Raw genomic sequence first — 11,710 nt, forward strand, 5'->3', positions numbered from 1 at the left:
ACCCAGCCGTTCGCGGATGCCGGCGATTCGAGCGCGGGTCTTTCCCGGCGCGATCGGGACGCCCTGCGTCTCGCGATGGCGCGCAGAAGAAAGGCAGCCGTATCGTGCCTTCTTAAGAAAAATTCAAACTGAGATCTGATAGAGTCACGTAGAATCAGCCCCCAAACTTGCGCCTCCGACAGAGGTGTTGTTACGGCAGGCGACGGGATTTGGTCTGGATGCAATATGAGATCGATTATTATATTCGGTATTTCGATGGTTTTGCTAAAAATTATCGGATTTACGGGTTTGAATGCAGCAGAGCTGGATGTAATCAAGGGTCAATATAAGAGGCCGACGGCAATTGCGTTCCCGGAGGATGCGATGTTCTCGCCGCAGGTCGCGACCCTCGGCAAGATGCTGTTCTTCGACCCGCGGTTGAGCGGGAAGCAGAATCTCAGCTGTGCGAGCTGCCACAATCCTTCATTCGGCTTCGAGGTTCCTGTCCCCGGGGCGATCGGGTCGGCCAACGCGCCGCTTGCCCGCAAGGCGCCGACCCTGCTGAACGCGGCCTGGATCCCGACGCTGTTCTGGGATGGGCGTGCTCCGAGCCTGGAGATGCAGGCGATGGGACCGATCACGGCCGAAGCCGAGATGGACGGCAAGTTCCCCGAGATCATCGCGACACTCGAGCGGATCCCGGAGTACCGGGCTTGGTTCGTCACGCAGTTCCCGCGAGACGGCATCACCCAGGACAATCTCCTAAGGGCGATCGCCACCTACGAACGGACTGTCGTGGCGGAATGGGCTCCGTTCGACCGCTGGATCGAGGGCGATGACGCCGCGATCTCGCCGGCGGCGCAGCGTGGCTTCGCCCTGTTCACCGGGAAGACCGGTTGCTCCGCCTGCCATACCGGCTGGAACTTCACCGACAACAAGTTCCACGATCTCGGCATCCCGACGACCGATATCGGCCGGGCGGCCGTCGAGCCCGACAACCCGCTGGCGCAGCACGCGTTCAAGACCCCGGGGCTGCGCAACCTGACCTACCGGGCACCCTTCGGGCATGCGGGCCAGTTCGCCAACCTCGAGGAGATCGTGGCGTTCTACGTGACCGGTGGTCTCGACCGGCCTTCGAAGTCGCCCCTGATGAAGCCGCTCAAGCTGAGCCAGGAAGAGCGTGCGGACGTGATCGCCTTCCTGCGCTCCCTGACCGCGGAGCAGACCCGGACCGCACTGCCGAACCTGCCCAACTAGGGCGCCCGCTGCCGCCGCAGCGGATATCGGTCCGGCGCCAGCGGGCGCGTCGCATCAAACAGGCTTGAGGCGAGCCCGCCCGCTTGCGGTTGGACTCTGCGCCAGAGCGCCGCCTCGATGCGTCGTCCTGGAATCGCGTTTCGACCATCGATCCAGATCTTCGCTCTCCATCGTCGCGATTCAAAAATCGGACGTCACACTGCGCGATGTTGTTCTGAGCGGGAAACCGGAAAATCACCATGTCCATCCGCTACAAGATCCTGCTCCCGCTGCTTGCCTTCATGCTCCTCGCCGGACTCCTGGCCGGAATCACCGGTTTCGTCGGCCTCGGAGCGGTCGGCGACCTCTCGCGGCTCTCGGAACGCACCACCGAGGCGGCCGAGACCAGTCGCGCCGCCCGGGATCAGTTCCTGCGGGCCGAAAGCCTGGTCGCGCGGGTGAGCGCGATGACCGATTTCCTCGACATGGCGCCGATCCAGACGGAGTTCGCCGGGGCGAGCGCTCAGGTGGCGACCCTGCTCGGGCGCCTGAACGAGATCGCCCTGTCCGGACCGATGCAGGTCCTGGCCCGGAACGCGGAGGCGGATGCCCGCCAGTGGCGTGACGATGCCGAGCTTCTGCTCGGCATCCGGCAGGCCCGGGAGATCCCGGTTCACGAGCGCATGGTCCAGCAGAGCCGACGGCTGCGGACCCGGTTCGACGAAGCCGTGGCGCTCGCCGCCGCGGATACCCGGGCTCAGATGCAGGCGACCCGCGAGGCCACGGCGTGGAAGATCTGGGCGATGCTCGGGCTCAGCGGCGGCGCCGTCCTTCTCGGATCGCTCACGGCGTGGTGGCTCGCCGGGACTCTGGCGCGGCCGCTGGTGCGCCTGACCAGCGAGACGACCCGCCTGGCGGTGGGTGACACCAGCGTCGCCCTGGCGGCCGCGCAGCGCCGGGACGAGATCGGCGCCATCGCCCGCGCCGTCGTGGCGATCCGCGACACCTCCCGGGACGAGGCGGCACAGCAGCTCGAGGCCACCGAAGCCGCGCGCCTGCGCGAGGAGCAGGCGCGGCGCGCCATGCTGCACGACCTCGCCGACCGGTTCGAGCGCTCGGTCGGGGGTATCGTCGCCCACGTGGCCGAAGCCGTGGCCGGCCTGCAGGCCTCGTCCGGCACGATGCAGGCGGCCGTGGAGGAGACGGCGCTGCGCTCCACCAGCGCCGCGGACGCCGCGCAACGGACCGGCGGGAACGTCACCGCGGTGGCAGCCGCCGCCGATGCGCTGGGCTCGACCGTGCAGGAAATCGGCCAGCAGGTCGCGCATGCGGCCGGGCTGTCGTCCACTGCCGTGCAGGCCGCCTCCCGCACCGACACGATCATGGCGGCGCTCTCCGCCGCCGCAACCCGGATCGGCGACGTGGTCGGCCTGGTCTCCACCATCGCGGGCCAGACCAATCTCCTGGCGCTCAACGCTACGATCGAGGCGGCCCGCGCCGGAGAAGCCGGACGGGGCTTCGCCATCGTGGCGGCCGAAGTGAAGGAGCTGGCCGGGCAGACCGCGAAGGCCACCGACGAGATCGGCCGTCAGATCGACGCCATCCAGTGCGCGACCAACAGTGCCGCCGAGGCGATTCAGGACATCACCGCTCAGATCCACGCGATGGGCGGCGTGACGACGCGCATCGCCGGCGCAATCGACGATCAGGGCGTCACCACGCAGGACATCGTGCGCAGCATGTCCGAAGCCTCGGGCGGGACCGACAAGGTGACCGCCGACATCTCCGAGGTCGCCCGCTCGGCGAGCGCGGCCGGTCACGCCGCGAAGGCCGTGGCGACCTCGGCCGACGATCTGGCCGTCCAGTCCCGCGCGCTGCACGCGGAGATCGATCAGTTCCTCAGGAACGTCCGGGCCGCCTGAGCGCGTCGGCGCCGGGCGAAGCCTTATCGCGGGGATGGGCCGATCGCCGTCCGCTTGATCCGGGCGAGCAGCGCGCAGGTCCGGCGCCGGTGGCGATGCAGCTCCGCCGCGAGGCTGCGGGCATCCGGCAGGCCCACCGCCTTCGCGATCTGCCGGGCGGCCCCGTCGGACGGGTCGGAGCCGGGATCGGCCATCACGAGCCGCTGCCATTGGTAGACCGCGTCGAGGAAGCCGTAGGTCTCGGCCAGGGGCTCGGTCAGGGCGGCGGGCAGGATCCCGCGCGCGCCGGCCTTCCGGAGCACAGTCTCCCCGGAGAGGCCAAGGCCGTCGGACTGGACCGGCGGGTGGCTCAGCACGATGGACTGGGCGAGGAAATCGAGGTCGAACAACCCGCCGGGGGCGAGCTTGAGGTCGTAGGGCCCGGCATGGCCGCGCTCCTCGGCGACGAGCCGGCGCATCTCTCCGGCCGCGGCGCAGACCTGGGCGGGATCGCGCGGCTGCGCGATCGTCTCGGCGATGGTCGCCATCACGGCCGCGCCGAGTTCGGGATCGCCCGCCACCACCCGGGCCCGGGTCAGCGCCATGTGCTCCCAAGGCTCGGCCGCCTCGCGCTGATAGGTCACGAAGCCGTTCAGCTGCACGGCGGGCGGGCTGTGGCTGCCGTAGGGCCGCAGGCGCAGGTCGACCGCGTAGAGCCGACCGCGGCGTGTGGCGGTGGTCAGCGCCGCGTAGAGCCGCTGCGCCAGGCGGTTATAGGCCACAACCGCGTCGAGCGGGCGCGGGCCGTCGCTCATCCGGTTCTCCGGATCGAAATCGTACAGGAACACGAGGTCGAGGTCGGAGACCGCGCTGAGCTGCCGGGATCCGAGCCGGCCGAGCGCCAGCACGCAGCACCGGCCCTTCGGCACGGCGCCGTGGTCCTGGGCGAACCGGCGCTCCTCCGCCTCCAGGTTCAGCGTGACCGTCGCCTCCGCGATGGCCGAATAGGCCTCCCCGGCCTGGCGCGGCGTGATCAGGCCGGACAGGAGCCGCGCGCCCGTGACGAAGGCCATCTGCCGGGTGGCGTCCCGGCACCGGTCCAGAAGCTCCTCGTGACTCGCCGGCTGCCCGACCAGCGCCCGGTACTGGTCGCTGACCTGCTCGGGACCCGGCACCGGCGCCACGAAGTCGGGATCGAGCACGGTGTCGAGGACGTGGGGGCTGAGGCTGACCGTGTCGGCGAGGTGGGGCGAGGTCCCCAGGATGTCGGCGAACAGCAGGCGCAGACGCGCGTGCGAGCGCAGGATGGCGAGCAGCTCCGCCACCGCCGGCATCCGGGCGAAGGCCCGGTCGAGGGTGAGCAGGGCCGCGTCCGGATCGTTCGTGCCGCCGAGCGCCCGCAACAGGCTCGGCAGCAACTCCGTCAGGATCTCCCGCGCCCGGCCTGTCTGCAGTGCCGGACGGCGGCCCACATGCCAGCCCTGCACGGTCTCCCAGGCCGGCCGCGGATCGCGGAACCCGAACGCCGCCAGGGCCTCCAGGGTGGCGGGGTCGGCCTCGCTCTCGCCGAAGACCAGGGCGTCCTCCGGCGCCCCATCCCCGGGCGCCGCCTCGAACAGCAGGGCGTAATGGGCCTGGACGCGGCCGGCCTGGTGCAGCAGCGCCGCCTCGAACGCCGCCCGCGTGTCGAATCCCGCGAACAGGGCCAGGGCGTCGAGCGCCGCATCCCCGGTCGGCAGGCGCTGGGTCTGCTCGTCGCGGATCATCTGGATCCGGTGCTCGAGGGTGCGCAGGAACCCGTAGGCCTCCGTGAGCTCGTCCCGGGCTCGCGCGTCGATCCAGCCCTCCTCGACGAGGCGGGACAGCATCTCGACGGTCCGGCGCCCCCGCAGGGCGGGCTTGCGGCCGCCGAACACGAGCTGCTGGGTCTGGACGAAGAACTCGATCTCCCGGATGCCGCCGCGGCCGATCTTGATGTCGTGGCCCGCCACCGTGATCGTGTCGTGCCCGCGGACCAGGTGGATCTGCCGCTTCATCGCGTGGATTTCGGCGATGGCCGCGAAGTCGAAGTGCCGGCGCCAGATGAACGGCGCGAGGTCGGCCAGGAACGCCGCGCCGGCCGGGATGTCTCCGGCGATCGGCCGGGCCTTGATGAAGGCGGCGCGCTCCCAGTTCTGGCCCAGCGTCTGGTAGTAGTCGAAGGCGAAGCCGGTGGAGAGCGCCACCGCCGTCGAGCCCGGGTCCGGGCGCAGCCGGTAGTCGATCCGGTGGACGTATCCGTCGGCGGTGCGCTCGGACAGGAGCTTCACGAGGCCCTGCGCCAGCTTGACGAAGAACGCCTTGGGGTCGCCGCCGGTGGCGGCCGCGGCGGGCTCGGCCTCGTAGAAGACGACGAGGTCGATGTCGCTGGAATAGTTCAGCTCGGCCCCGCCATGCTTGCCGAGCGCCAGGATCACCAGCCCGGAGCCGACCTGCGGCGCCCCCGGGTCCTGCGGCCGGAACCGGGCGGCTGCCATCCCCTGCCGGAGCAGCGCGTCGGTGGCCGCGCTCACCGACGCGTCGGCGAAGTCGGACAGGGCCCGGACGACCGTGTCGAGGTCCCAGCAGCCCCCGAGATCGGCCAGCGCCACCAGGAGGGCGTGCGCCTCGCGGTTCCTGCGGAGCTGGCGGGCCACCTCCGCGAGGTCGGGGTTGGCCCCGCAGGCCCCGCCGACCGCGCGCTGCCGCTCGATGATCGCCCGGCTGGCGGCGCCCGGCGGCTGCGCCATCAGGGCGACGAGCCGCTCCGGCGCGCGGGTGACGGCCTGCCACAGGAACGGCGAATGGTCGGCGAGCCCGAGCAGCAGGGTGCGGCAGGTCGGGGTGAGGAAACCCTCCGGGAGGGCCGGCTCGATCTCGGCGAGCCGCGCGCGGGCGGTCTCGGGATCGGCGGGCCGAAGGCTGGGGCGCAGGCTGTCGCGCAGGGTCGGTTCGGGCTGCATCGGCCGGGCCGTCGTCAGCGCGGCCGTCCGGGCGCGTCCACCCGGATCGGCTCTGTGGGAATGCCGGCGCGCGCCTGGGCGATGGAGCTTCCGCTTCGACCGGTGGTCTCGCGTCTCACGCCGATCCTCCCTAAAGCGCTGGCCGCCGAAGCGGAGACCGGTTCGGCGTCAGCGAGCGCGTTGCACCAGTCGCGCGCTGCACCCGATCGCGTCTGGCTTCCGGGACGGCGCACGATCCGCGTCGCCCTCGGCACGATGGCCGGCATCCTAACCGATCCGGGCGCGGCCGGCACGGGGCTTTCCAAGCTGCCCGCCAAGCTACCCATGGAGCTGCCTGCCGAACCGCCCGGTAACGCTTTTCAAAGGCGACCGTGGCGTTTATCCGTGCGGACCGGTCCATCGCCCCCGGCCCGGCCGCCGGGCCGCGCGGCGTGTTTCGCGGGGACTCGACCGCCAACCGGGCGGCCAAGGATCGGCGGCTCCGACGCGACGGGCCGACCCGCAGATGATTCGCCCCCAGATCCGCCCGCCCGGAGCGCAGCATGTCCTCCCCGAACGCACCCCGCCTGACTCTCGACGGCCTCGACCTCGCCGCCCTGCTCTGCTCCCGCGTCTGCCACGACGTGATCAGCCCCGTCGGCGCGATCGTGAACGGGCTGGAAGTGCTGGAGGACGACGATGACGAATCGATGCGGGTCTTCGCCCTCGAACTGATCGGCAAGAGCGCCCGGCAGGCCTCGGCCCGGCTGAAATTCGCCCGGATCGCCTTCGGGGCGGCCGGCTCCGCCGGCGCCTCGATCGACCTCGCCGACGCCGAGAGCGTGGCCAAGGGCATGTTCAGCGACGAGAAGACCAAGCTGGCCTGGAGCGCGCCGCAGGCCCTGTTCCCCAAGAACAAGGTCAAGCTGCTCCTGAACCTCGTGATGATCGCCACCTCGGCGATCCCGCGGGGCGGCTTGATCGACGTCACCGTCTCCGGCGACGGAGAGGCGCCGACCCTCGTGCTCACCGCCAAGGGCTCGCATGCCCGCATCCCGCCCCATGTCGAGGAGCTGATGGCCGGCAGCCCGGAGAGCGGCACCGTCGACGCCCACGCCATCCTGCCGTTCTACGCCGGCCTCGTGGCGCAGGCCGCCGCCATGGATGTGCGATTCGCCATCGAAGGTGATGAAGTGACGATCACGGCCTCGCCGACAGTGATCGCTGCGCCCGCGGAGGCCGGTGACGAAGATTCCGGCACCGCGCTCGCCTAAAAAACTGGAAAACCACGGGGTGGGGAGGGGATTGAAACGCTTCCCTAACCCCGCGCGAGTAAGTACGTTACGCGAGAGCCTCTTCGTGTAACGAGTATCGCCGATGGACGACCTGCTTCGTGAGTTCCTGACCGAGAGCGGGGAGCACCTCGACACGGTCGATGCTGAATTGGTTCGATTCGAGCAGGATCCGAATAACCAGACGATACTTCGGAATATCTTCCGACTCGTTCACACGATCAAAGGAACCTGCGGGTTCCTCGGCCTTCCGCGCCTCGAGGCCTTGGCGCACGCCGCCGAGACCTTGATGGGCCGCTTCCGGGACGGCCTGCCCGCCACCTCCGAATCGGTCACGGTGATTCTCTCGACCCTGGACCGGCTGAAGGCGATCCTGGCCGACCTGGAAGCCACCGGCACCGAGCCGGCGGGCTCCGACGACGACCTGATCTCCGAGCTGGAGCGCCTGGCCTCGGCCGAGCCCGAGCCCCAGGCGGCACCGGCCCCCGCGCCCGAGCCGGTGCTGCCGGATCCGGTCTCCCGCGAGCCGAAGCCGGGCGAGGTGACCCTGGACGAGTTGGAGGCGGCCTTCCTGGCAGCCCCGGGCCCGAGCGAGGCCGACTTCGCCGCGCCGGCCCCGGCTCCCGTCGAGGCGCCGAAGGTCGAGGCCCCCAAGCCCGCGGTCGCCAAGGCCACTGCGCCCAAGCCCGCCGCGGCCAAGCACGAGTCGTCCGAGCCCGAGTTGGGCAGGGCAGAGCCGGCGGGTGACGCCGAGGCCGTGGTGGCCACCGAGACGACGGCGGCCGGGAAGATCCAGACGATCCGCGTGAACGTGGATACGCTCGAGCACCTGATGACCATGGTCTCGGAGCTGGTGCTGACCCGCAACCAGCTCCTCGAGATCGCCCGCCGGCACGAGGATTCGAGCTACAAGGTTCCGCTCCAGCGCCTGTCCCACGTCACCGCCGAGCTGCAGGAAGGCGTCATGAAGACGCGCATGCAGCCGATCGGCAGTGCCTGGCAGAAGCTGCCGCGCGTCGTGCGCGACCTCTCGGCCGAACTCGGCAAGCAGATCGACCTCGTGATGGTCGGCGCGGAGACCGAGCTGGACCGGCAGGTCCTCGAGGTGATCAAGGACCCGCTGACCCACATGGTCCGCAACTCGGCCGATCACGGCCTCGAGTCCACCGCCGGGCGCATCGCGGCGGGCAAGCCGGCGCGCGGCACGATCCGCCTCGCCGCCTACCACGAGGGCGGCACGATCACGATCGAGATCGCCGACGACGGCAAGGGCCTCGACCTCGCGGCGATCCGCAGGAAGGCGGTGGAGCGCGGACTGGCGGCCCAGGCCGATGTCGAGCGGATGACCGACGCGCAGGTCGCCAAGTTCATCTTCGACGCCGGGTTCTCGACCGCGGCGGCTGTGACCTCGGTGTCGGGCCGCGGCGTCGGGATGGACGTGGTCAAGACCAACATCGAGACCATCGGCGGCATCATCGACATCGCCACCACGGCGGGCCGCGGCACCACCTTCACCATCAAGATCCCGCTGACCCTGGCCATCGTGGCCGCCCTGATCGTGCGCGCCGGCGAGCACCGCTTCGCGCTGCCGCAGGTGGCCGTGCTCGAACTGGTGCGGGTCGATGCCGGGGCGCAGCGGGTCGAGCGCATCAACGGTTCGCCGGTGCTGCGCTTGCGCGAGCGGCTGCTGCCGATCGTGTCGCTCACCGGCCTGCTCGGACAATCGGCCGACACGGGCGAGGAGGCGACGCAGGCGGGCTTCGTGGTGGTGGCCCAGGTCGGGCGCGAGCGCTTCGGCATTCTGGTCGACGAGGTCTTCCACACGGAGGAGATCGTCGTGAAGCCGATGTCGGCCAAGCTGCGGCACATTCCGATGTTTGCCGGCAACACGATCCTCGGCGACGGCGCCGTGGTGCTGATCGTCGATCCCAACGGCGTGGCCCGGCAGGTCGCCCAGGGCGTCCAGGGCAGCAACAGCCATGCCGATCCCGACGCCGAGGCGGAGATGTCCGACGGCATCGACTCCAAGACCACGCTCCTGGTGTTCAAGGGCGGCCAGGGCAGCTTCAAGGCGGTGCCGCTCTCCCTGGTGACCCGCCTCGAAGAGATCGAGTGCGACAAGGTCGAGTGGCTGGGCGGCCGTCCGCTGATCCAGTACCGCGGCCGGCTGATGCCGCTGGTCCCGGCCGACTCGGCGATCACGATCCGCTCCGAAGGCACCCAGGCGCTGGTGGTGTTCTCCGACGGGGAGCGCGCCATGGGCCTCGTGGTCGACGAGATCGTCGACATCGTCGAGGAGCGCCTCGACATCGAGATCGCGGCCGACCGCTCGGACCTGATCGGCTCGGCGGTGCTGCGTGGCCGCGCCACCGACATCATCAACATCGCCCACTTCCTGCCACTCGCCTACGACGACTGGGCGCGCGGCCCGAAGAAGTCGGAGCAGGTCTCGACGCTCCTGCTGGTCGACGACTCGGCCTTCTTCCGCGACATGCTGAGCCCGGTGCTGAAGGCCGCGGGCTATCAGGTCATCACCGCGGCGAGCGCCGAGGCCGCGTTGACACTCCTGCAGTCGGAGCCGCGGATCGAGATCGTGGTCACCGACCTCGAGATGCCGGGCCGCAGCGGCTTCGACCTCGTCGCCGCCATGCGGGCTTCCGAGCCGCGCCTCGCCGGCTTGCCGGTGATCGGCCTCACCGGGTCGGTGGGCGCCGAGGCGGTGGAGCGGGCCCGGGCGCTGGCGATCAGCGACCTCGTGGCCAAGTTCGACCGCAGCGGATTGATCGCGGCCCTGGCCGAGATCAGCGCCACGGATGTCTCTCAAGCCGCCTGATCCCGGCACCGCCCGCCATACGACGATCGAACCCGGAGAGTTCTGATGCAGGCTGCCAATGCCAACGGCGCCGAGACCGGCCCCACCGACGACTATGTCACCGTCTTCGTGGGCGACACCTTGTTCGGCCTGGCGATCGAGCGCGTCCACGACGTGTTCGTCCCCTCCGGCGTGACGCCGGTGCCGCTGGCGCCGTCCGAGATCGTCGGCCTGCTGAACCTGCGCGGCCGCGTGGTCACGGCCGTGTGCCTGCGCCGGCGCCTGGGCCTGCCCGATGCCGTGGTGCAGGACGAGAAGGCCAATCCCAAGATGGCGATCGGCCTGGAGCAGGGCGGCGAGACCTTCGCGCTCGTGGTCGACGGCGTCGGCGAGGTGCTGAAGCTCGGCAGCGACAGCCGCGAGGCGGTGCCGATCAACCTGGATCCGCGCTGGCGCAACCTCGCCACCTGCGTCCACCGCCTCGACGGCCGCCTCCTGGTGATCCTCGACGTGGACGCGCTCCTCGGCTTCAGCGCTGCCGGCGCGAAGGCGGCGTGAAGGAGGGGCTATGAAAGCGCCACACGAGACGACCTGCCTGGTGGTCGACGATTCCGCGGTGATCCGGAAGGTCGCGCGGCGGATTATCGAGGCCCTCGGCATCAATGTGAGCGAGGCCGAGGACGGCAGCGCCGCACTCGAAGTCTGCGCGGCCAGCATGCCGGACGCGATCCTGCTCGATTGGAACATGCCGAACATGGACGGCTACACCTTCCTCCAGGCCCTGCGCCAGAGCGAGGGGGGGACGGTCCCGAAGGTCCTGTTCTGCACCACCGAGAACGATGTCGGGGCGATCGCCCGGGCACTCCGCGCCGGGGCGGACGAGTACATCATGAAGCCCTTCGACCGCGACATCCTGGCGGCCAAGCTCGAACAGGTCGGTCTCGTCGCAGACGCGGCCTGAATCGGCGCCGCCCCCAACCGCGACCCAGTACCCGAGGCAAACATCATGGCCCTGAGCCCCGCGGTCGTCCCGCTTCGCAGTCCGCCTGCGCAATCCACGACATCCACGGCGGCTCCGATCCGGGTGCTGATCGCCGACGATTCGGCCGTCGTGCGCGGGCTCGTCGCCCGCTGGATCGCCGAAGCCGGGTTCGAACTCGCCGGGACCGCCTCGAACGGCCGCATCGCCCTGGAGATGATGGCCAAGCACGACCCGGACGTCGTGCTGCTCGATATCGAGATGCCGGAGCTCGACGGCACGACGGCGCTGCCGCGCATGCTGGCGATGAGCCCGAACCTCCAAGTCGTGATGATGTCGACGCTGACCACGCGCAACGCCGACATCTCGCTGAAATGCCTCGCCCTCGGCGCCGTCGACTACATCGCCAAGCCCGAGAGCAACCGCGGCGTCACCACCTCGGAGACGTTCCGGGTGGAGCTGATCGAGCGCGTGCGGGTGTTCGGCGCCGCTCGGGCCAGGGCCCGGCGTCCCATGGGCGCCCCGGGTGCCGCTCCGACCCCCGCCCAGGC

Annotated in this window: 8 protein-coding genes; 7 read left to right on the forward strand and 1 reads right to left on the reverse strand. The window is 70.4% G+C overall.

Annotated features, from left to right (window positions below; genetic code table 11):
- Positions 1-363: 363 nt before the first annotated feature.
- Positions 364-1,236: a cytochrome-c peroxidase gene (locus FV242_RS29690; RefSeq protein ID WP_246692949.1), complete on the forward strand. Its 873-nt coding sequence runs from the start codon at positions 364-366 to the stop codon at positions 1,234-1,236.
- Positions 1,237-1,475: 239 nt separating this feature from the next.
- Positions 1,476-3,137 carry a methyl-accepting chemotaxis protein gene (locus FV242_RS29695; protein ID WP_147941428.1) on the forward strand — a complete coding sequence of 554 codons (1,662 nt, stop codon included), beginning with the start codon at positions 1,476-1,478 and terminating at the stop codon, positions 3,135-3,137.
- A 23-nt stretch (positions 3,138-3,160) separates the two neighbouring features.
- On the opposite strand, the gene FV242_RS29700 is transcribed toward FV242_RS29695, so the two are convergent.
- Positions 3,161-6,097: a bifunctional [glutamine synthetase] adenylyltransferase/[glutamine synthetase]-adenylyl-L-tyrosine phosphorylase gene (locus FV242_RS29700; protein WP_147941429.1), complete on the reverse strand. Its 2,937-nt coding sequence runs from the start codon at positions 6,095-6,097 to the stop codon at positions 3,161-3,163.
- A gap of 542 nt (positions 6,098-6,639) precedes the next feature.
- Here FV242_RS29700 and chpT point away from each other — a divergent pair.
- The 5 genes from chpT to FV242_RS29725 all read left to right on the forward strand — a co-directional run.
- On the forward strand, positions 6,640-7,350 hold the full coding sequence (gene chpT / locus FV242_RS29705) for a histidine phosphotransferase ChpT (protein WP_147909948.1): 711 nt from the start codon (positions 6,640-6,642) through the stop codon (positions 7,348-7,350).
- Positions 7,351-7,453: 103 nt separating this feature from the next.
- Complete coding sequence (locus FV242_RS29710; protein ID WP_147941430.1) at positions 7,454-10,201, forward strand: hybrid sensor histidine kinase/response regulator; 2,748 nt, start codon at positions 7,454-7,456, stop codon at positions 10,199-10,201.
- Positions 10,202-10,246: 45 nt separating this feature from the next.
- Positions 10,247-10,738 (forward strand): chemotaxis protein CheW, encoded by a 492-nt coding sequence (locus tag FV242_RS29715; RefSeq protein ID WP_147909950.1) that lies wholly within the window; start codon positions 10,247-10,249, stop codon positions 10,736-10,738.
- A 10-nt stretch (positions 10,739-10,748) separates the two neighbouring features.
- Positions 10,749-11,141 (forward strand): response regulator, encoded by a 393-nt coding sequence (locus FV242_RS29720; protein ID WP_147909951.1) that lies wholly within the window; start codon positions 10,749-10,751, stop codon positions 11,139-11,141.
- 45 nt (positions 11,142-11,186) lie between these two features.
- Positions 11,187-11,710: response regulator (locus FV242_RS29725; protein WP_147909952.1), on the forward strand; the 524-nt coding region annotated here is incomplete at its 3' end.

The sequence above is a fragment of the Methylobacterium sp. WL64 genome (genome assembly GCF_008039945.1).
Classification (GTDB): domain Bacteria; phylum Pseudomonadota; class Alphaproteobacteria; order Rhizobiales; family Beijerinckiaceae; genus Methylobacterium.